Origin of the sequence: Kitasatospora sp. NPDC004723 (assembly GCF_040609255.1) — a bacterium.
In the GTDB taxonomy this organism is placed as follows: domain Bacteria; phylum Actinomycetota; class Actinomycetes; order Streptomycetales; family Streptomycetaceae; genus Kitasatospora.
In genome coordinates this window covers 94317-113079 of the sequence record NZ_JBEXJT010000023.1, presented here as the reverse complement: position 1 = coordinate 113079, position 18763 = coordinate 94317, and the positions used below count along the sequence as shown (strand labels likewise).

The 18763-nt window shown below is 74.8% G+C and carries 17 protein-coding genes and 1 tRNA gene; 7 read left to right on the top strand and 11 right to left on the bottom strand.

Annotation, left to right across the window (positions count from 1 at the left end; translation table 11 throughout):
* Nucleotides 1–10 precede the first annotated feature (10 nt).
* Nucleotides 11–229: a heavy-metal-associated domain-containing protein gene (locus ABZW10_RS22280; protein WP_355368597.1), complete on the bottom strand. Its 219-nt coding sequence runs from the start codon at nt 227–229 to the stop codon at nt 11–13.
* 318 nt (nt 230–547) lie between these two features.
* Between ABZW10_RS22280 and ABZW10_RS22275 the strand changes: the two genes are divergently transcribed.
* Nucleotides 548–1726 (top strand): PP2C family protein-serine/threonine phosphatase, encoded by a 1179-nt coding sequence (locus ABZW10_RS22275; RefSeq protein WP_355368595.1) that lies wholly within the window; start codon nt 548–550, stop codon nt 1724–1726.
* Between the two features lie 20 nt (nt 1727–1746).
* On the opposite strand, the gene dhaL is transcribed toward ABZW10_RS22275, so the two are convergent.
* Nucleotides 1747–2415: a dihydroxyacetone kinase subunit DhaL gene (gene dhaL, locus ABZW10_RS22270; protein WP_355368593.1), complete on the bottom strand. Its 669-nt coding sequence runs from the start codon at nt 2413–2415 to the stop codon at nt 1747–1749.
* Nucleotides 2416–2438: 23 nt separating this feature from the next.
* Nucleotides 2439–3434, bottom strand: a complete 996-nt coding sequence (gene dhaK, locus ABZW10_RS22265; protein ID WP_355368591.1) for a dihydroxyacetone kinase subunit DhaK — start codon at nt 3432–3434, stop codon at nt 2439–2441.
* Between the two features lie 126 nt (nt 3435–3560).
* Here dhaK and dhaM point away from each other — a divergent pair, with 126 nt between their 5' ends.
* The gene (gene dhaM, locus ABZW10_RS22260; protein ID WP_355368589.1) at nt 3561–3953 is read left to right on the top strand and encodes a dihydroxyacetone kinase phosphoryl donor subunit DhaM; all 393 of its coding nucleotides are present in this window, start codon (nt 3561–3563) and stop codon (nt 3951–3953) included.
* A 4-nt stretch (nt 3954–3957) separates the two neighbouring features.
* Here the strand turns inward: dhaM and ABZW10_RS22255 are convergent, their stop codons facing one another.
* Nucleotides 3958–5673, bottom strand: coding sequence for a bifunctional 3'-5' exonuclease/DNA polymerase (locus ABZW10_RS22255; protein WP_355368587.1), 1716 nt, complete (start codon nt 5671–5673; stop codon nt 3958–3960).
* A 273-nt stretch (nt 5674–5946) separates the two neighbouring features.
* Between ABZW10_RS22255 and ABZW10_RS22250 the strand changes: the two genes are divergently transcribed.
* The gene (locus ABZW10_RS22250) at nt 5947–7971 is read left to right on the top strand and encodes a M3 family metallopeptidase (RefSeq protein ID WP_355368585.1); all 2025 of its coding nucleotides are present in this window, start codon (nt 5947–5949) and stop codon (nt 7969–7971) included.
* A 78-nt stretch (nt 7972–8049) separates the two neighbouring features.
* Here the strand turns inward: ABZW10_RS22250 and ABZW10_RS22245 are convergent, their stop codons facing one another.
* Nucleotides 8050–9504 carry a cellulase family glycosylhydrolase gene (locus tag ABZW10_RS22245; protein WP_355368583.1) on the bottom strand — a complete coding sequence of 485 codons (1455 nt, stop codon included), beginning with the start codon at nt 9502–9504 and terminating at the stop codon, nt 8050–8052.
* A gap of 148 nt (nt 9505–9652) precedes the next feature.
* Complete coding sequence (locus tag ABZW10_RS22240; protein WP_355368581.1) at nt 9653–10279, bottom strand: TetR/AcrR family transcriptional regulator; 627 nt, start codon at nt 10277–10279, stop codon at nt 9653–9655.
* A gap of 123 nt (nt 10280–10402) precedes the next feature.
* Here ABZW10_RS22240 and ABZW10_RS22235 point away from each other — a divergent pair, with 123 nt between their 5' ends.
* Nucleotides 10403–11620 carry an acyl-CoA dehydrogenase family protein gene (locus ABZW10_RS22235; RefSeq protein WP_355368579.1) on the top strand — a complete coding sequence of 406 codons (1218 nt, stop codon included), beginning with the start codon at nt 10403–10405 and terminating at the stop codon, nt 11618–11620.
* 81 nt (nt 11621–11701) lie between these two features.
* Here the strand turns inward: ABZW10_RS22235 and ABZW10_RS22230 are convergent, their stop codons facing one another.
* The 3 genes from ABZW10_RS22230 to ABZW10_RS22220 all read right to left on the bottom strand — a co-directional run bounded on the left by ABZW10_RS22230 (nt 11702) and on the right by ABZW10_RS22220 (nt 13948).
* Nucleotides 11702–12289 (bottom strand): hypothetical protein, encoded by a 588-nt coding sequence (locus ABZW10_RS22230; RefSeq protein ID WP_355368577.1) that lies wholly within the window; start codon nt 12287–12289, stop codon nt 11702–11704.
* Between the two features lie 109 nt (nt 12290–12398).
* Nucleotides 12399–13211 (bottom strand): enoyl-CoA hydratase/isomerase family protein, encoded by an 813-nt coding sequence (locus ABZW10_RS22225; protein WP_355368615.1) that lies wholly within the window; start codon nt 13209–13211, stop codon nt 12399–12401.
* Between the two features lie 56 nt (nt 13212–13267).
* Nucleotides 13268–13948 (bottom strand): TetR family transcriptional regulator, encoded by a 681-nt coding sequence (locus ABZW10_RS22220; RefSeq protein WP_355368575.1) that lies wholly within the window; start codon nt 13946–13948, stop codon nt 13268–13270.
* A gap of 176 nt (nt 13949–14124) precedes the next feature.
* On the opposite strand from ABZW10_RS22220, the gene ABZW10_RS22215 reads away from it, so the two are divergent.
* Nucleotides 14125–15603, top strand: coding sequence for an MFS transporter (locus tag ABZW10_RS22215; RefSeq protein WP_355368573.1), 1479 nt, complete (start codon nt 14125–14127; stop codon nt 15601–15603).
* A 74-nt stretch (nt 15604–15677) separates the two neighbouring features.
* On the opposite strand, the gene ABZW10_RS22210 is transcribed toward ABZW10_RS22215, so the two are convergent.
* Nucleotides 15678–16238 (bottom strand): GNAT family protein, encoded by a 561-nt coding sequence (locus ABZW10_RS22210; protein WP_355368571.1) that lies wholly within the window; start codon nt 16236–16238, stop codon nt 15678–15680.
* A 133-nt stretch (nt 16239–16371) separates the two neighbouring features.
* Between ABZW10_RS22210 and ABZW10_RS22205 the strand changes: the two genes are divergently transcribed.
* Nucleotides 16372–17022 carry a TetR/AcrR family transcriptional regulator gene (locus tag ABZW10_RS22205; protein WP_355368569.1) on the top strand — a complete coding sequence of 217 codons (651 nt, stop codon included), beginning with the start codon at nt 16372–16374 and terminating at the stop codon, nt 17020–17022.
* A 165-nt stretch (nt 17023–17187) separates the two neighbouring features.
* Here ABZW10_RS22205 and ABZW10_RS22200 read toward each other — a convergent pair.
* Nucleotides 17188–17263, bottom strand: a tRNA-Arg gene (locus tag ABZW10_RS22200).
* A 646-nt stretch (nt 17264–17909) separates the two neighbouring features.
* On the opposite strand from ABZW10_RS22200, the gene ssb reads away from it, so the two are divergent.
* Nucleotides 17910–18491, top strand: coding sequence for a single-stranded DNA-binding protein (gene ssb, locus ABZW10_RS22195; protein ID WP_355368567.1), 582 nt, complete (start codon nt 17910–17912; stop codon nt 18489–18491).
* The last annotated feature ends 272 nt before the right edge of the window (nt 18492–18763 follow it).

Sequence of the window (18763 nt, the reverse complement as noted above, 5' to 3'; positions counted from 1 at the left end):
GCGGGGGCTCTCAGGCGGCGCGGCCGACCAGCTCGTAGCCGGCCTCGTCGACGGCGGCGCGCACCTGCTCGTCGTCCAGCGGGGCCGCGGCGAGGACGGTGACCGTGCCGGCCTTGGCGTCGGCGGAGACCTCGGTGACGCCGTCGAGGGCGGAGAGCTCCTTGCTGACCGAACTCTCGCAGTGTCCGCAGCTCATGCCGGTGACGGTGTAGGTGATGGTGCTGGACATCCTGGCCTCCGGAAGGTCGGTACGGCCGCGAGCGTACGCCCGGGCCCGGCTGATAACCACACCATACCCCTAAGGGGTATTCCGTAGGGATACGGATCGTGTGGTGTGGATCGCATTCCGGTTGGCGCTCGGGTGTCGCCCGGACCTCGGCCGGTGCGCGCTCCGAGAGCAGAGCGTAGGCGCCCGGACACGCCGTGCTCGAAACCGCGCCGTGACATGGGCGGATTCGACTGCCGGGAGGGTCCGCGAGGGGCCCGGGAGCGCGAACGGGCCGGGGGTGCACGGGTGGGCGTACTGCCCGTCCGTTATGTTCGATATGTGTCACCGATCCGCCGCCGCGCCCAGTCGCCGTCCGTCCCGACCGGCGTCGGGCAGCCACCGGCCAGGCGGCGCAGCGCGCTGCTCGCCGTCGACCTGCTCGGCCTCCCGTTCTGGCGCCGGGCCACTCCCGCGCTGATCGCGATCGTGCTGGTCGGGATCGCCGACCTGTACTCCGGCCAGGACCGCTACCTCGCGCCGCTGATGACCGTCGTCCCCAGCATCGCCGCCCTCACCCTGCGGCCGCTCGAACTGCTCGGCGTCTGCTCGGTCGGCCTGCTCACCGTCTTCGGCCTCAGCCACTACGACCAGGTCGACAACATCAACGACGCCCGCTTCCTGTGGGGCGCGATGGTCAGCTACCTGCTGCTCTCCGTCTTCTCCGCCTGGGTCGCCAGGATCCGGATGCGCCGGGCCGCCGCCTACGCGGCGGTCAGCTCCGTCGCGGAGGCCGCGCAGCGCGCGCTGCTGCGGCTGCCCGGACCGGTCGTCGGGCCGCTGAACCTCGCGGTGCGGTACGTCTCCGCCGCCGACGCCTCCAGGATCGGCGGGGACCTCTACTCCGTCCTGGAGACGCCGCACGGCACCCGGGTCGCGGTCGGTGACGTGCGCGGCAAGGGGCTCGGCGCGGTGCAGACCGCCGCCGTGGTGCTCGGCGCCTTCCGGGAGGCCGCGTACGACGAGGCAGGGCTGCGCGGGGTGGCCGCCCGGATCGAGGCCAGCGTCGAGCGGCACGTGCCAGACGGCGAGTTCACCACCGCGCTGTTCGCCGAGTTCCGCCGGCCCGGCGTGGTGCAGCTGCTCCAGTACGGGCACGTGCCGCCGATCCGGGTGGACCCGGACGGCCGGGTGCACGTCCTGGAGGCGCCCGACCCGTGGGTGCCGCTCGGCCTCGGCCGGCTGGCCCACGGCGAGCCGAGCACCTGGGACCAGCCGTTCGGGACCGACGACGTGCTCGTGCTCTGCACGGACGGCGTGATCGAGGCCAAACACCGGCACAGCGGCGTGTTCTACCCGCTCGCCGAGCGGGTCGGCCCGCTGGTGCGGGGCGCGGCCCGCTCCGCGGCGGAGCTGGAGGCGGCGGTCGGGCGGGTCTACGCCGACCTGCTGGCACACACCGGCGGCGAACTGCGGGACGACGCGCTGCTGCTGCTGATCACCCGCACGGACACGGCCTGAGACGCACGCCGGCCTCCGGCTCAGAGCGCCCCGGAGGCGAGTGGGCGGCCGGCGGCCTCGGCGAGGGCGCGGAAGAGCAGGGCGGTGGAGGTGGCGCCCGGGTCCTGGTGGCCGGTGCTGCGCGGGCCCAGGTAGGAGGCGCGGCCCTTGCGGGCCTGCAGCGGCACGGTCGCCAGGGCGCCCCGCTCGGCGCCCTCGGCCGCGGCCGCGGTGGCCTCCGGCAGGCCGGCGCCGGTGGCGACCGCCGCCCGGTAGGCGTCCAGGGCGGGCGTCCAGGCGTCCACGATGGTCTTGTCGCCGGGTTCGGCCTTGCCGAGCTCCCGCACCGCCCGCAGGCCGGCCGCCAGCGCCTCGCCGAGCCCGACCGCGTCGGCGGGTGCCTCGCCGGGCTGCGGCAGCGCGGCGCCGATCGCCCGGAACGCCTTGCCGTAGAGCGGGCCGGAGGCGCCGCCGACCTTGGAGATCAGCGTGGTGCCGGTCCTGGTCAGCAGTGCGCCGGGCCCGGCGGGGGCCGGGGCGTCCGGCGCGTCCAGGGCGGCCAGCACGGCGGTGAAGCCGCGCCGCAGGTTGCTGCCGTGGTCGCCGTCGCCGATCGCGGAGTCCAGCTCGGTGAGCCGCCCGTGCTCCCGCTCGACGGCGGCGGCCAGCGCGCGGACCCAGGCCTCGGCGAGGCGGGTGTCGACGTCCATGTCGGTGCTCCTGTTCGGCCGGGTCAGCCGCGCTTGAGGGCGGGGGTGTCCACCGGGGCGTCCCACAGCTCCAGCAGCGGGCCGTCGGCCTTGGTGAGGGTGAGCGAGAAGCCGGCCATGTCCAGGCTGGTCACGTAGTTGCCGACCAGGCTGCGGGCCACCGTGATGCCCTGCTCGGCCAGCCGGGCGGCGACCTCGCCGAAGACGATGTACAGCTCCATCAGCGGCGTCGCGCCCAGGCCGTTGACCAGGGCGATCACCTCGTCGCCGGCGGTCAGGTCATGGTCGGCGAGGATCGTCTCCACCACCTCGGCGACCAGTTCGCGGGCCGGGCGCAGCCGCTCCCGGCGCCGGCCGGGCTCGCCGTGGATCCCGACGCCGACCTCGATCTCGTCCTCGGCCAGCTCGAAGCCTGGCTTGCCCGCCGCCGGCACGGTCGCCGCGCTCAGCGCGATGGCGAAGGAGCGGGAGGCCGCGTTGACCCGCGCGCCGAGGGCGGCCACCTCGTCCAGCGGCGCGCCGCGCTCGGCCAGCGCGCCCGCGATCTTCTCCACCAGCACCGTCGCTCCGGTGCCGCGCCGTCCGGCCGTCCAGGTGGAGTCCTCCACGGCGACGTCGTCGTTGACCAGCACCGTGCGGACCTCGACGCCCTCCTCGGCGGCCAGCTCCGCGGCGAGTTCGAAGTTCATCACGTCGCCGGTGTAGTTCTTGACGACGAACACCACGCCCGCGCCGGAGTCCACGGCCTTGGCGGCGGCCAGCATCTGGTCCGGGACGGGGGAGGTGAACACCTCGCCGGGGCAGGCCGCGTCCAGCATGCCGGGCCCCACGAAGCCGCCGTGCAGCGGCTCGTGCCCGGACCCGCCGCCGGAGACCAGCGCCACCTTGGGCGCGGCCGGCCGCACGGCCCGGGTGATCACCCGGTTGGTGAGGTCCACCGCCAGCTCCGGATGGGCGGCGGCCACCCCGGCCAGCGCGTCCTCCAGGACGGTCTCCGCGTCGTTGATGAGCTTCTTCACGGCGTACGCGCTCCCCTCGGCAGACGGTGCTGCCCCGACGCTACGCCAGACGGGGGGCCGGGGCACGGAAACCGACACGCCGGGAGTGACTCACCCGGGTGGAGCACACGCTCTAGGGTCGGCGGTATGAGTGGACACGTGGGCATCGTTCTGGTCTCGCACAGTGCGGCGCTGGCCGGCGGGTTGAAGGACCTGCTGGCCGAGCTCGCCTCGGACGAGGTGCGGGTGGTGGTGGCCGGTGGGACCGAGGAGGGCGGGCTCGGGACCAGCTACGAGCTGATCGCGCGGGCCGTGACCGAGGCGGACGGCGGGGCGGGGGTCGCGGTGCTGCCGGACCTCGGGAGTTCGGTGCTGACGGCGGTGACCGTGCTGGAGGACGAGCCGCGCCCCGGCGTGGTGCTGGTCGACGCGCCGTTCGTGGAGGGGGCGGTGGCCGCGGCCGTGACCGCCTCGACCGGGGCCCCGCTGGCCGAGGTGGTGGCGGCGGCCGAGGAGGCGCGCGGCTTCCGCAAGCTGTGACGGCTCACTTGGCGTCGGCGTAGCACTCCACCACGGCGGTGCTGAGCGGGAACCGCACCGGGGTGTCGCCGAAGACCAGCCGGCGGGCCTCGTCCGCCGCCGCGTCGACCAGCGCCGCCACCTCGTCGGCCAGGTTGGCCGGGGTGTGCACCATCACCTCGTCGTGCTGGAAGAACACCAGGTGCGGGCGGTCGGCCGCGGTGGCCACCGGGAGCTCGGCGAGCCGGCGGCGCAGCGCGGCCAGCAGGGCGAGCGCCCAGTCGGCGGCGCTGGCCTGGATGACGAAGTTGCGGGTGAACCGGCCGCGGGCGCGGGCGGACCGGCCGCCGGCGTCGCCCGCCGTCTCGGGTGCCTCGGTGAGGTCGAGGAAGTCGGCCGAGGCGGGCGGGCAGGGGCGGCCCAGCCGGGAGGCGACCACGCCGCCGTCCTCGCCGGTGCGGGCGGCGGCCTCGACGTAGCCCATCGCGGCCGGGTAGCGGCTGCGCAGGGTGGCCAGCAGCGGGCCGATGTCGCCGCTGGTCTGGCCGTACATGGCGCCGAGCAGGCCGAGCTTGGCCTTGTCGCGGTCGCCGTGGAAGGCGGTGGCGGCCAGTGCCTCGTACAGGTCGCCGCCGGCGGCGGTACGGGCCAGCCCGGCGTCCCCGGAGAGCGCGGCGAGCACCCGCGGCTCCAGCTGGGCGGCGTCGGCGACCACCAGCAGCCAGCCCGGGTCGGCGACCACGGCGCGGCGCAGGATGCGCGGGATCTGCAGCGCGCCGCCGCCCCGGCTGGCCCAGCGGCCGGAGACCACACCGCCGACCACGTACTCGGGGCGGAACCGGCCGCCGCGGGCCCAGGCGTCCTGCCAGGCCCAGCCGTGCGCGACGTGGATCCGGGACAGCTCCTTGTAGCGGACCAGCAGCCGGGCCGCCGGGTGGTCGATCGTCTTCAGCTCCCAGGAGCGGGTGGAGCCGAGCGGGATGCCGGCGTCGGCGAAGGCGCGCAGCACCTGGCTGTGCGAGTCGGGGTTGAACGGGCGCCCGCCGAGTGCCCGCTGGAGCTCGACGGCGAGTTCGGCGAGCAGCCGGGGCTGGGTGCCGGGGACGGTGGGGCGCGGGCCGAGCAGCTCGGTGAGCAGCCGGTCGTGGACGTCGACGCTCCAGGGCAGGCCGTCGTGGGCCATCTCGGCGGCGGCGAGCGCGCCCGCCGACTCGGCGGCGGCCAGCAGCCGGAACCGGGCGCGGGCGGCCGGGTCGGTGATCGCGGCGAGCCGGCGCTGCTGTTCGGCGTGCACGGCGACCACGGCGGCCAGCGGGTCGGTGCCGGGCGGCAACTGGAGCCGGTCGGGGGCGAACAGGGTGTCCTGGCCGTCGCCGGCCTCGGCGGAGCCGGGCTCGGGCAGATCGGCGGGGACCGGCAGACCGCGCAGCCGGGCCCAGCCGGCGCCGAGCGAGCGCGGGGCGCCGAACCGGCCCTCGTGGGCGAGCAGCAGTGCCTCGACCAGCCGGAGGTCGTGGCAGCGGGCGAGCCGGTCGGGCAGCCGGGGGAGCAGTGGAGCGTACCCGGAGTCGGCGGCGGCCCACACCCATCGGGGGTGCTCGGCGGCCTCCCGGGCGGCGACGGCGGCGGCGAGGTCGGCCGTGGGTTCGGGCGGGCCGAGCGGGGCGCCGGCGTCGTCGAGCGGCTGGAGCCGGCCGCCGGGGCCGTGCGGATCGGGGGCGAGGGCGATCCGGGGTGCCATGGGGGGCTCCTCCTCCCGTGCGGGCGCTGTTCGGGCTCGGTGCGGACTGTGGGCGGGCTCTGCGTGCGGACTCCGGTGCGGACCGTGGCCCGGTCGGGCCGTCCGGGGGCGTACGGTCGGCCGGTGTCGACGGTAGCGGGAGGGTACGACAACCGGAGCCGCGCCGTCCGGAGCGGGCCGCGGGACGCCCCCCGGCGCGTGCCGCCGCGGGTGCGCCGGACGGTGCCGGAAAGGGTGTGGGCAGCGCCGATGACAGCGCGTAAGGTCGGCGAAATGACCGAGAACCCGTTCTTCAGGCCCAGCACCCTGGCCTACGAACTGCCGCCGTTCGCCGAGATCCGGCCGGAACACTACCTGCCCGCCTTCGAGCGCGGGATGGCCGAGCAGCTCGCCGAGATCGCCGCGATCACCGCCGACCCGCAGCCGCCGACGGTCGAGAACACTCTGCTCGCGCTGGAGCGCTCGGGGAGGCTGCTGCACCGGGTCAAGGTGGTCTTCGAGAACCAGTCCGCCGCCGACACCACCCCCGAGGTCGACCGGATCGACGCCGAGATCAGCCCCCGGCTGGCCGCCCACCGGGACGCGATCCACCTGGACGCCGCGCTGTTCGCCCGGATCGAGGAGCTGCACGCCGGCCGCGCCGAGGCGGACCTCGACCCGCAGACGCTGCGGCTGCTGGAGCGCCGCCACACCGCGTTCGTCCGGGCCGGTGCCCGGCTGGGCGCCGAGCAGCAGGCCCGGCTGCGCGCGATCAACACCGAACTGGCCGCCGCCTCCTCGGAGTTCCGGCAGAACGTGTCCGCCTCCTCGCAGGCCGGGGCGCTGGTGCTGGACTCCGCCGAGCAGCTGGCCGGCCTCTCGGCCGACGAGATCGCGGCCGCCGCCGAGAACGGCCGCGCGCTCGGGCACCCGGACACGTACGTGCTGAGCCTGAAGAACTTCTCCAACCAGACCGAACTCGCCTCGCTGACCGACCGCTCGGTGCGCGAGCGGCTGCTCGCCGCCTCGCTGGACCGCGCCGCCGACACCAACGGCCCGCTGGCGATCCGGATGGCCGCGCTGCGCGCCGAGCGGGCCCGGCTGCTCGGCCACGACACCCACGCCGCCTACGTGGTGGCCGACGAGACGGCCGGCACCGTCGAGGCGGTGGACGCGCTGCTCGCCCGGCTGGTGCCGCCGGCCGTGGCCAACGCCCGCCGGGAGGCCGAGGAGCTGGCCAAGGTCGCCGCCGCCGACGGTGTCGAGGAGATCGCCGCGCACGACTGGGCGTACTACTCGGAGCAGGTCCGGCAGACCTCGTACCAGGTGGACGCGGCGGCGCTGCGCCCCTACTTCGAGCTGGAGCGGGTGCTGCGGGACGGCGTGTTCTTCGCCGCCGGCCTGGCCTACGGGGTGACCTTCACCGAGCGGCCGGACCTGGTCGGCTACCACCCGGACACCCGGGTCTTCGAGGTGTTCGACGCGGACGGCTCGGCGCTGGGCCTGTTCCTCGGCGACTTCCACGCCCGGGCGTCCAAGCGCGGCGGCGCCTGGATGGACGAACTGGTCAGCCAGTCCGGTCTGCTGGGGCAGCGGCCGGTGGTCTACAACAACCTGAACATCGCCAAGCCGGCGCCCGGCGAGCCGGTGCTGCTCTCCTGGGACGAGGTCCGCACGCTGTTCCACGAGTTCGGGCACGCGCTGCACGGGCTGTTCTCGGACGTCCGCCACCCGTACGTGGCGGGCACGGCGGTGCCGCGGGACTTCGTGGAGTTCCCCTCGCAGGTCAACGAGATGTGGATGGTGTGGCCGGAGGTGCTGGCCAACTACGCCCGGCACCACGAGACGGGCGAGCCGCTGCCGGCCGAGCTGGTCGAGCGGATGGCCGCGGCGGAGTCCTTCGGACAGGGCTTCCGGACCGTCGAGTACCTGGCGGCGGCACTGCTGGACTGGGCCTGGCACACCTTGCCGGAGGGTCAGGAGATCGTGGACGCCCGGGAGTTCGAGGCGGCGGCGCTGGCGGGGGCCGGGCTCGCGGTGGCGGCGATCCCGCCGCGCTACCGGACCACCTACTTCGGGCACATCTTCGCGGGCGGGTACAGCGCGGGCTACTACGCGTACATCTGGTCGGAGGTGCTGGACGCGGACACCGTGGAGTGGTTCAAGGGCGACGGCCGGAGCGTGCGGGAGAGCGGCGAGGTGTTCCGGCGCGAGCTGCTGGCGCGCGGCGACAGCCGGGACGCGCTGGACTCCTTCCGCGCGGTGGTCGGACGCGACCCGGAGACCGGGCCGCTGCTGGCCCGTCGCGGGCTGGTCTGAGCCCGGGCGGCCGGTCCGGCTCTCGGGGGCGGGTACGGCCCGGCGGCACGGTCGGTGCCGCCGGGTCGCGCCCACGCCTCAGCGCGGCTCGACGGTGACGGTGACCGGGGCGCCCGGGCGGGCGTGCGGCAGCCGGACCCGGACCCGGCCGGCGCGCTCGCCGCTCGGCTGCCCGACCTCGGCGAGGGCGCTGTCCGGGCGGACGATGACCCTGGCCCCGGTGGGGAACCCGGCGGCGGGCAGGGCGAGTTCGGTGGACCGGCCGGTGCCGTCGGCCTGCCAGCGGACGGTGTGCCGGGTGCCGTCCGCGCCGGTGCGGACGGCGCTGCCGGCGACCGCGACGGGGTACGGGCCGAAGGCCGGTCCGTCGCCCGGGGCGGGCCGCCCGGCGGGGTCGAGCACGCAGTAGCCGCCGTTGCCCCGGCACCAGTACCACATCGTCCAGCCGGCCGCGAAGCCGTCCATCGCGTCGACCTGGCGGCGCACCAGCAGGGTGTTGCCGGGGGTGCGGGAGTCGGGCGGGCCCCACTCGCCGACCAGGACCGGCAGCCGGTGCGCGGCCGGGTAGGCGGTGACGGCGGCGGTGTAGCGCTCGACGAAGCCGCCGGACGGGTCCCAGTCGGCACCGGACTCGACGGCGGTGTCGTAGAAGTGCGGCGCGTAGCCGAGCCGGGGCGCGCCCGGGCGCGGGTCGGCGAAGCCGGGCAGCCGGGTCGGGACGCCCTGGCCGACCAGGACCGTCGGTTCGACGAACAGCCAGGCACGGGCGTCCACTCGGCGGACGGCGGCGATCAGCCGGCGGTACATGGCGGCGAGCCGGCCCTGCTCCAGTTCGGCGGCGGAGCGCGCCAGCACCTGCGGGTCGGCCGGGTCGCCGTCCACCGGGCCGAACGGTTCGTTGAACAGGTCGTAGCCCAGCAGCGAGCGGTGGCCGCGCAGTTCGCGGGCCAGCCGGGTGTAGAAGTCGGCCTGCCAGGCGCGCAGGTCGGGGTCGTCGTAGAGGTGCCGGAAGGCGGCCTGGACGGCGGGCTGGAAGTAGCCGGCGAACCAGTCGTCGGGGTCCGCCTCGAAGGGCAGGCCGTCGTCGCGGGTGGCCCAGGGCGGGACGCCGTTGGTGCCGCCGACGAACCGCGGGCCGTAGACGTCCTGGTGGAAGTCGACCAGGACGAGCACGCCGTAGCGGTCCGCCCAGCCGAGCAGCGCTTGCAGCCTTCGCAGTTCGGCGGGGTCGAGGTGGCCGCGGACGGGCTCCAGCCTGGTCCAGGAGACGGGCAGGCGGATCAGCGTGAAGCCCTGGGCCGCGATGGACCGGACGTCCCCTTCGGTGGCCTCGGCGTACTTGTCGAGGTTGAAGCCGCGCAGCCGGAGCCGGCGGCCGGCGGCGTCGGTGAGGTCGGTGCGGCCGTCCGGGGCGGTGGCCGTCCCGGTGGGGAACGCCGGTGCGGGGGAGGGGGATTGGGCCCGGGCCGGGACGGCCGGGAGGGCTAGGGCGGCGGCGAGCAGGAGGGTGGCGGCGGTGCGGCGGGGGCGCATCGGGACCTCCGGGGCGGGCGAGGGTGGGGCCCGATGATGCCGGGGCGGGCACGGCCGCCACAAGAGCGCGGTGCCGGGCGGCCGTTCGAAAAGCCCGCCCGGCGGCCCTCGGCCGGTGCCCTCGGCCGGTGCCCCTCAGTCGGTCGGCTCAGTCGGTCGGCTCCGGCGCCGGGCCGGCGGGCAGGACGGCGCTCGGCAGGTCGGCGGCGGCGGCCAGCCGGCCCCAGAGCAGGTCGGCGAGGGCCTGGACCATCCGGGTGCGCGAACAGGGCCGGGACTCCAGCCACCAGTCGCCGGCCGCCAGCACCATGCCGGTGATGGCCCGGCCCCAGGCCTCGGCGAGCAGTTCGCGGTCGGCGCCGAGGTCGATCTGGGCGGCGACGGCCCGGGTGATCTCCTCGGCGATCTGCTGGAGCGCCGGGGCGAGCGCGTTGCCCGCGCCGCTGGGGTCGCCCGGCTCGGGGTGGGTGAGCAGCCGGTAGACCTGCGGGCGGGCCTCGATCCCGGCGAGATAGGTGTCCAGCACGTGCTCGACCCGGTCGCGGCGTTCCAGCGGTTCGGCGAGCGCCGCCCGGACGGCGGCCAGCAGCCCGCCGGTGTGACGCTCGGTCAGAGCCCGGACCAGGCCGTTCCGGTCGCCGAAGTGCCGGTAGAGGATCGGCTTGGTGATGCCGGCCTCGGCGGCGATGGCGTTCATGCTGGCGCCCGGGCCCTCGCGCTGGATGACCCGGTCGGCGGCGTTGAGCAGTTGTTCCCGGCGGGGCTCTGGATCCATGCGCGGTTCCCTCGTTTCGTGCGTACGGGCGTTGACACCGGTTACCAAGCAGTAGCAGACTCCGACGATGTTACCGGCGGTAACACCCCGGTCGGTCGCACCCTTCCTCGGAGGCCCCCACCCATGAGCACCTTCTCGCTGGACCCGGGTCCGGACCAGATCGCCGTCCGCGACTGGCTGCACGGCTTCGCCGCCGACGTGCTGCGGCCCGCCGCCGCGGAGTGGGACGAGCGGGAGGAGACCCCCTGGCCGATCATCCAGGAGGCCGCCAGGATCGGCGTCTACTCGCTCGACTTCTACGCCCAGCAGTACTTCGACCCCTCCGGCGTGGGCATCCCGATCGCCATGGAGGAGCTGTTCTGGGGCGACGCCGGGCTCGGCCTGTCGATCGTCGGCACCACCCTCGCCGCCGTCGCGGTGCTCGCCAACGGCACCGACGAGCAGATCGGCACCTGGGCGCCGCAGATGTTCGGCACCCCGGACGACGTCAAGGTGGCCGCGTTCTGCTCCTCCGAGCCGGACGCCGGCTCCGACGTCTCCGCGCTGCGTACCCGGGCCCGGTACGAGGAGGCCACCGACGAGTGGGTGCTGAACGGCACCAAGACCTGGGCCACCAACGGCGGGATCGCCGCCGTGCACGTGGTCGTCGCCACCGTCGACCCGGCGCTCGGCGCGCGCGGGCAGGCCTCCTTCGTGGTTCCGCCGGGCACGCCCGGCCTCGGCCAGGGCCAGAAGTTCAAGAAGCACGGCATCCGGGCGTCGCACACCGCCGAGGTGGTGCTGGACTCCGTCCGGGTGCCCGGGCACTGCCTGCTCGGCGGCAAGGAGAAGCTGGACGAGCGGCTGGCGCGGGCCCGCGAGGGCGTCCGCAAGGGCGGGCGGAACGCCGCGATGGCCACCTTCGAGGCCTCCCGGCCGGCCGTCGGCGCGCAGGCGATCGGCATCGCCCGGGCCGCCTACGAGGTGGCGCTCGACTACGCGAGGACCCGGGTCCAGTTCGGCCGCCCGATCATCGACAACCAGGGTGTGGCCTTCCAGCTGGCCGACATGCGGACCCGGATCGACGCGGCCCGGCTGCTGGTGTGGCGGGCCTCCTGGATGGCCGCCACCCAGCAGCCGTTCACCGCGGCCGAGGGCTCGATGTCCAAGCTCTACGCGGGCGAGACGGCGAAGTGGGTCACCGCGCAGGCGATGCAGATCCTCGGCGGCAACGGCTTCACCCGGGAGTACCCGGTCGAGCGGATGCACCGGGACAGCGCGATCTACTCGGTCTTCGAGGGCACCAGTGAGATCCAGCGGCTGGTCATCGCCCGAGCGATCTCCGGACTGCCGATCCGCTGACCGCCGCCGCTCCTGCGGGCCGCCGCCGGCGGGTGACCGCTGTGGGGTGACTGCTGTCGGGTGACCGCTGTCGGGTGACCGTTATCGGGCGGCCCAGAAGGTGAGCCCGGCCGAGAGGGCGCCCACCGCCGTGCCGACGACCGTCTGCGCGACGGTGTGGTCCCGCAGCACCACCCGGGACCAGCCGATCACCGCGACCGGCGGGAGCAGCAGCAGCCACCACGGCCCGAGCGCGACGGCCAGGCAGACCACCGCGCCGCTCGCCACGGCGGTGTGCACGGAGACCTTCCACCAGGCGGTGATCACCAGGATCGGGACGAGCGAGGCGAACATCGCCAGCACCACCGCGGTGAGGTCGCGCGGCGCGTGGGCGAGGAACATCCCGGTGAGGCCGATCGCGACCGAGACCATGATGAGCGGGAAGAGCGTCAGGCGCCGGCTGCGGCTGCCGACGTGCCGGTCGTCCACGGTGCCCCGGCGCATCCCGTACTGGATGAGCAGGGTCGGGATCACGGCGGTGAAGAGGGCGGCGAACGCCGCCCAGGCGAGGCCGGTCCAGCCGTAGCGGGCCCCGCCGAGCAGGAGCAGCATCGCGATGATGACGTTCTTCGGCTCCAGTCCGTCGGTGATCCGGCGGGCCCAGGACGTCGCGGGCGTGGGGGCGGTCATCGCGTGGTGCTCCAGGGGACGGCGGTGGGTCGGTCGTATTCGATCGGGTGATCGTACCGACCTGCCCCGCGCCGCCGTCCCCCGGTGAGGGCGCGGAACGGACGAGGGTTCAGAACCGGGGCGGGCGGCGTTCGAGGAAGGCGGCGAGGCCCTCGCGGACGTCCGGCGTCTCGCGCGAGCGCCGCTCCCAGGGGGCGAGCGCGGCGGCGGCCTGCTCCGGGGGGACGGCCAGGGCGGCCTTGACGGCGCCGATGGTCTGCGGCGAGCGGGTGGTCAGCAGCCGGGCGAACTCCAGGGCCGCCGCGTCCAGTTCGGCGGCCGGCAGGACGCGTTCGGCCAGGCCCAGCGCGGCGGCCTGCGGCCCGGGCAGCAACTCCCCGGAGAACAGCAGGTACTTGGCGCGAGCCGGGCCGACCAGCCGGGCCAGCCGCAGGGTCGGCACCGCCGGGTAGACCACGCCCAGCTTGGCCGGGGTGATGCCGAGCCGGGCGTCCTCGGCGACGAACCGCAGGTCGCAGGCGAGCGCCAGCTGGCAGCCGCCGCCGACGCAGGCGCCGTGCACCACGGCGAGGGTTGGGTGCGGGAACGCCGCCAGCGCCTCCTCGGCGGCGACGTTGACCGCGTGGTAGGCGTCGGCGCGGTCCGGATCGCCGTAGACACCGGCGAGTTCGTCGATGTCCGCGCCGGCGCTGAAGGTGCCGCCGGCGCCGGTGACCAGCAGGGCGCGCACCCCCGGTTCCCCGGCGAGCCGCTTCAGCACCTCGGGCAGCGCCTGCCAGATCGCCAGGGTGACGGCGTTGCGCCGGTGCGGGCGGTCGAACTCCAGGACCGCGACGCCGTCCTCGCCGACATGGGCGTTGAGGCCGTCGGTCCCGGTGGGCAGCGGGACGCGCTCGCGGGTCAGCAGCGGCCGGGTGGCCATGGGCACCTCCGGGAGGGTGTGGGTGCGGACACTCTCGCAGAGCGCGGCGGTGCCGGTCAGGGCCGGGTGGCGCCGTAGTCGCCGAGTCCGCGCTCGACCAGCGCGAAGGCCCGGTGGGCGTCCGCGAGGGCCTCGGGCAGGACGTCCGCGGCCCGCTCGCCGGCCAGCATCCGGCGCTGGTTCTTCTCCGTCAGCATCAGCCGGATGCCGAGCAGCTGGGAGGCGGCGGCCTTGGCGGTCAGCGGGTCGTGCTCCGGGTCCTGGGCGAGCAGTTCGGCGGCGAGCTCCGCACGGGCCTTGGCGTCGAAGCCGGCGGACGCCCGCAGCGCCAGCACCGGGGTGCGGTGGATCAGCCGGATCACGTCGATCACCTGCTGCTGGTCGCTCAGCCCGGTCGCGGGGTCGAAGGCGGCGAGCGCGGCGACGTAGTGGGCGTGCAGTGCGGCCACCGCCGGGACCGCGGGGTCCTTCTCGCGCATGACCCGGGCCGGCTCGTCGATGTGCTGCTCCATCGGCCCGAGGACGAGGTCCTCCTTGGTCGCGAAGTAGTTGAAGACGGTCATCTTGGAGACCTCGGCGGCGGCGGCGATCTCGGCGACCGAGACCTCGTCGAAGCCGCGCTCGGTGAACAGCGCGATGGCGGTCCGCCAGATCCGCAGTGCGGTCTGCCGCTTCTTCCGCTCCCGCAGGCCCAGCCCGGCCTCGTCGCCGTCCCCGCCCTGCGCGCTTCTCGTCATGGGAAGACTGTACCAGGGACAAAGATGTACCGGGCTTAAGAATTGACCGAGTCAAAAAATCCTGCCATCGTGGTTCCGCGCCGCCGGACCGGCTCGGCGCCGGGCCGTCAGCTGCCCGAACTCCGCTTTTCCCGGGGGGACTTGCGATGGAAACGAGGGAGCCGGCAACGGCCTCGATGACGGAGCCCCAGCGCCGGCTGGGCATGCTGCTCTGCCTGGTCACGATCATCCTGGCGGTGCTCGACATGAACATCGTGTCGGCCGCCACCGTGCCGATCGTCCGTGACCTCGACCCGGTGCACGGCGTCGACCGGATGCCCTGGCTGGTCAGCGCGTTCGCCCTGGCCACCACCGCGCTGCTGCCGCTCTACGGCCGGCTCTGCGACGTCTACGGGGCCGGCCGGACGCTGATCGGCGCGGTCGGCACCTTCCTGCTGGGCTCGGCGCTCTGCGGGGCCGCCCAGTCGATGGGCCAGCTGATCGCCTTCCGGGTCGTTCAGGGCCTCGGCGGCGGCGGACTGATGAGCGTGACCATGGTGGTGATGGCCCAGCTCAAGGACCCGGACGAGAAGAACGGCGGCAGGGGCGGCGCGGTGGGCGGCATCGTCGCCGGCGGCGGCATGGCCGTCGGTCCGCTGATCGGCGCGCTGCTCGCGGAGCACCTGAGCTGGCGCTGGATCTTCTACGTCAACCTGCCGATCGGCCTGCTCGTCCTGGTCGGCGCCGCGCTGGTGCTGCGGCTGCCCGCCTCGGCCGGCCGCCGGGGGCTGGACTTCCCCGGCGCGGCGCTGGCCGCCGCCTTCGCCACCGGCCTGCTGCTGGTCACCGAGTGGGGCGGCAAGACGTACGGCTGGACGTCCCCGCAGCTGCTCGGCCTGGCCGCGGCGACCCTGCTGGCGCTCGGCCTCTTCCTGTGGCGGCAGGCGACGGCCGCCGAACCGGTGCTGCCGCTCTCGCTGTTCCGGATCCCGGAGATCCGGATCGGCTTCGCGGTGCAGGGCCTGGTCGGCATGGGCCTGACCGGCGCGATCATGTACGTGATGCTCTACCTGCAGGTCGCCCGGGGCGTTGCCGCGACCTCGGCCAGCCTCTTCCTGCTGCCGATGGCAGTCGGGATGACCGCGATCGGCCTGGTGGTCGGCCGGCTGACGGCGCGCGGCCGGCCGGTCCGCACGGTGCTGGCCGCCGGTTCCGGCTGCACCGCGGCGGCGCTGCTGCTGCTCGGGCTGAGCGGGCCGGGGACGTCGCTCTGGCTGGTGGGGGCCGAGCTGGCGCTGCTGGGGGTCGGGCTCGGCCAGCTGATCGGTCACCTGATCACCGTCGTCCAGCTCGCGGCGCCGCCGCACCAGTTGGGCGTGGCGACCACCGGCATCCGGTTCTTCCAGACGCTGGGCGGTGCGCTGGGGGCGGCGCTGTTCGGCACCGTGCTGGCCCGGGTGTTCGAGCGGTACGAGCCGGGCGTGCCGCTGGGGGCGGTCGGCGCCCTGAGCGGCGCGGCCCGGGAGCACGCGGTGACCGGGTTCGTGGGCGCGGTGGACGCCGTCTTCCTCTCGGCGGCCGGGGTGATGGCGCTGGCGGTGCTGCTCACGCTGCGGCTGCGGAAGCCGGCGGCGCCGGCGGAGCCGGTGTCCGGGGAGCCGGCGCCGGCCGCCTGAGCGGGGCACGGGCCGGGGGAAGCGGGGGAGCGGCGGGGTCGGGTGGGTTGTCCACCGGCCCCGCCGCCGTGCCGTCAGGAGGCCGGGGTGCCCTGCGGCTTCCACTCGTGGGTGAGCAGCGACCAGACCTCGCCGTCGTGGTGCACGCCGCCGTGCAGGTAGCTCTCCCGCATGACGCCCTCCAGCGTGAAGCCCAGGCGCTGGGCCACCGACCGGCTGCGGACGTTCTCCGGCCGGTTGTGCCACTCGATCCGGTGCATGCCCCGGACGGTGAAGGCGTAGTCGATCAGGTGCCGGACGGCGGTGGTGACCAGGCCGTGGCCCTGGCCGGCGGGCTCGGTCCAGACGCCGATCTCGCAGTTGCCGCTCTTGGCGTCGAACTGCACGAACATCACGCCGCCGACCAGTGTGCCGTCCAGCCAGATGCCGTAGAGGCGGGCGCTGTCGGCGGCCTGCCGGTCGGCGTAGCGCTGCAGCACGGCGCGGGCCGAGTCGAGGTCGGTGGCCAGGGCGGCCCAGCCGATCCAGGCGTCGATGTGGGCACGGCCGCGCTCGATGTGCTCCAGGTACTCGGGTGCCTGCCAGGGCTCCAGCGGGCGGAGCTCGGCGTTCTCGGCGAGGGGGACGGCGAACATGGGCGGGCCTTTCGCGGCGGGTCGGTGGTGCGGCGGTGGTGGTGCGGCGGTGGTGCGGTGGTCGTGGTGCGGGCGGCGGTGCGGCCGGTGCCTCGGACATCCGTAACAAACGTTTGGTACGTAAGATAACCCCATGACACCCGCCCGTGGAGATCACGAAGCCCGCCGGACCGAGGTCTCCGAGGCCGTCTGGCGGGTGCTGTCCACCCGGGGTTTCGAGGGGCTCACGCTGCGTGCGGTGGCCGCCGAGATGGGGGCCACCACCGGGCTGTTGACGCACTACTTCCCCAGCAAGAAGGCGCTGGTCGCGCATGCGCTGGAGGTACTGGACCGGCGCTCGCTGGCCCGGCCGCGGCGGCTGGCCCCGGCCGACGGGGCGGCGCCGCCGCCCGAGGGGCTGGCGCGGCTGCGGGCGGCACTGCTGGACGTGCTGCCGCTGGACGGGCCGGGCCGGGCGGGCAACCGGATCTGGGTGGGCTCCTGGGACGTCGCGCTGGCCGATCCGGAGCTGGCCGGGGCGCACGCCGCGCGGTACGCGCGGGCCCGCGGCATGCTGGCGGAGTGCGTGGAGGCCGCCCGGCGGCTCGGCGAGCTCCCGGCCGGCCCGCCGGCGGCCGAGGTCGCGGTGGCGGCGCAGGCCTTCGTCCTGGGACTGGTGGTGCAGGCGCTGTTCGCCCCGGCGGAGTTCCCGGCGCGGCGGCAGACGGAGTTGGTGGACGCCTACCTGGCGCGGCTGGCGGCGGGCGGGGACGCCGACGGGGGCGCGGGCGGTTCGTCGGCATAGCGCGCACCGGTCCGGTGTTTCCGGTACCGGAATTCCCCGCTCGGGTCTTTTCGGGGAGTGCATGACACGGATGGTCACGGGTTATGCGCGCTCGGTGCCGGGCGGAAATGCGCACGGTGCGCGAAGTGCGCGAAGTGCGCGGCGCCGTGAGGGCGCGGTGTCGGGTGGTGCCCCCAGCAGGATTCGAACCTGCGACCTACCGCTTAGAAGGCGGGTGCTCTATCCGCTGAGCTATGGGGGCGGGACGGGCGGCGCCCGGACGGGCGCGACCGTTGCCGGGATCGGGCGGTGGGCGCGTGGCGCCCGCTGTCCGTCCCCGTACCGTGAGGGTGGGGTGTGGGCGTTGGCGGGTCCCTGCCCTGTCGGGGACAGGATAAGGGTGTCCCGTTCCTCGGCCGGGTGTTGCGACACCGTCGCTGGTGTGTCGGCCTCGGTGGAGCGGTCCGATAATCGCAGGTGGAGGCCGTGAGTGCAGCGGTCTGGCGGTGTTCCGCGCCGGACGTTGTGCACTCGTTACGGGGCTGTCTGCCCACCCGTTATGGATTCGGCACGGAGAAAGCGCCGCGGCCGAGGCCGGCATCGACGCGGGTGGGGGGCCGCATTCGGGTTCGTTCGGTCGGATGACGTGCGCGGACGGTCCTCGGGGCCACCCCTGGGGGTGTCCCGGGGCGGCGGGGCGGGCCGGAGATTCTTGTCATGGCCCCGCAGGGTATGGGTGTGATGGTCGCACAAAGGCTGAAATTCACCCCTGCGGGCGACATGGGTTTTCCACAGGTCCGAGTTGTCCACAGGATTTCGGATCTCCCTGGTGCGCATTTCCCGGGAAGCGCACTCTCAACGCGCACCGGTCGATTCCGTACGGTGCATCCGAGAGAGCGGAGCGTGCTGTGAACGAGACCCAGGTGACGGTGATCGGGAATGTCGCCACCGAGGTGACGTACGCCCAGACCCCCGGCGGGGTGCCGGTCGCCAACTTCCGGCTGGCGTCGACCGAGCGGCGCTACGACCGGGCGCGGGACGGCTGGGTCGACGGCGAGACGCAGTGGGTGACGGTGACGGCCTGGCGGGCGCTGGCGGGCCATCTGATCGATTCGCTGGCGAAGGGGGACCCGGTGGTGGTGAGCGGGAGGCTGAGGGTGCGCGAGTGGTCGGAGGGGGAAGTGAAGCGGAGCCGGGTCGAGATCGACGCGCGATCGGTCGGACACGATCTGAGTCGCGGCACGGCGCGGTTCAGCTGGGCACCGGGTGCGCGGAACGGATCCGCGGCCGGATCCCCGGGCGGTTCCCCGGGGCGGGCGGCCGCGGGACCGGCCGGCGGGGCGGCGGGGTCGGAGGAGTCGTCCGGGGCGGGCGGGGCGGCGTTCGGCGAGGCGGTGCCCGGGTGGATCGTGGACGCCCTGCGCGGTCGGCGGCCGGCCGGGGCGGCCGTCGGCGCGGTGGCGGAGGGGGAAAGCGGGGGTGATGCCTAGCACTCGGCGAGATGTCGGGCGGGGCGGTATCACTGTCGACAAATATGCGAATCGAGAAGGGTGTTGCCACCCGCACGCGCAATCCCGTTCCGGTTAGCGGAATGATCCCGAATTTCTGGCTGCCCGTCAGCTTGTGGAGACACCGAGAGGGTTGATAACGATTCGGATACGGTATCGTCCTAATTTCGCATGGGGGTTTCCGGGCCTCTGACGCTTCATAGGATGCGTCTGGTTCACATCGTGAAGCAGCGCCACAGGGGGCGCGGCAGGCA

Coding starts and splice junctions, on each gene's coding strand:
- ABZW10_RS22210 (WP_355368571.1), bottom strand. CDS start 16,238: ATGTTCGCCGTCCCCCTCGCCGAGAACGCCGAGCTCCGCCCGCTGGAG.
- dhaL (WP_355368593.1), bottom strand. CDS start 2,415: ATGGACGTCGACACCCGCCTCGCCGAGGCCTGGGTCCGCGCGCTGGCC.
- ABZW10_RS22230 (WP_355368577.1), bottom strand. CDS start 12,289: ATGACCGCCCCCACGCCCGCGACGTCCTGGGCCCGCCGGATCACCGAC.
- ABZW10_RS22225 (WP_355368615.1), bottom strand. CDS start 13,211: ATGGCCACCCGGCCGCTGCTGACCCGCGAGCGCGTCCCGCTGCCCACC.
- ABZW10_RS22240 (WP_355368581.1), bottom strand. CDS start 10,279: ATGGATCCAGAGCCCCGCCGGGAACAACTGCTCAACGCCGCCGACCGG.
- ABZW10_RS22205 (WP_355368569.1), top strand. CDS start 16,372: ATGACACCCGCCCGTGGAGATCACGAAGCCCGCCGGACCGAGGTCTCC.
- ABZW10_RS22280 (WP_355368597.1), bottom strand. CDS start 229: ATGTCCAGCACCATCACCTACACCGTCACCGGCATGAGCTGCGGACAC.
- ABZW10_RS22215 (WP_355368573.1), top strand. CDS start 14,125: ATGACGGAGCCCCAGCGCCGGCTGGGCATGCTGCTCTGCCTGGTCACG.
- ABZW10_RS22220 (WP_355368575.1), bottom strand. CDS start 13,948: ATGACGAGAAGCGCGCAGGGCGGGGACGGCGACGAGGCCGGGCTGGGC.
- ABZW10_RS22255 (WP_355368587.1), bottom strand. CDS start 5,673: ATGGCACCCCGGATCGCCCTCGCCCCCGATCCGCACGGCCCCGGCGGC.
- ABZW10_RS22235 (WP_355368579.1), top strand. CDS start 10,403: ATGAGCACCTTCTCGCTGGACCCGGGTCCGGACCAGATCGCCGTCCGC.
- dhaM (WP_355368589.1), top strand. CDS start 3,561: ATGAGTGGACACGTGGGCATCGTTCTGGTCTCGCACAGTGCGGCGCTG.
- ABZW10_RS22245 (WP_355368583.1), bottom strand. CDS start 9,504: ATGCGCCCCCGCCGCACCGCCGCCACCCTCCTGCTCGCCGCCGCCCTA.
- ABZW10_RS22250 (WP_355368585.1), top strand. CDS start 5,947: ATGACCGAGAACCCGTTCTTCAGGCCCAGCACCCTGGCCTACGAACTG.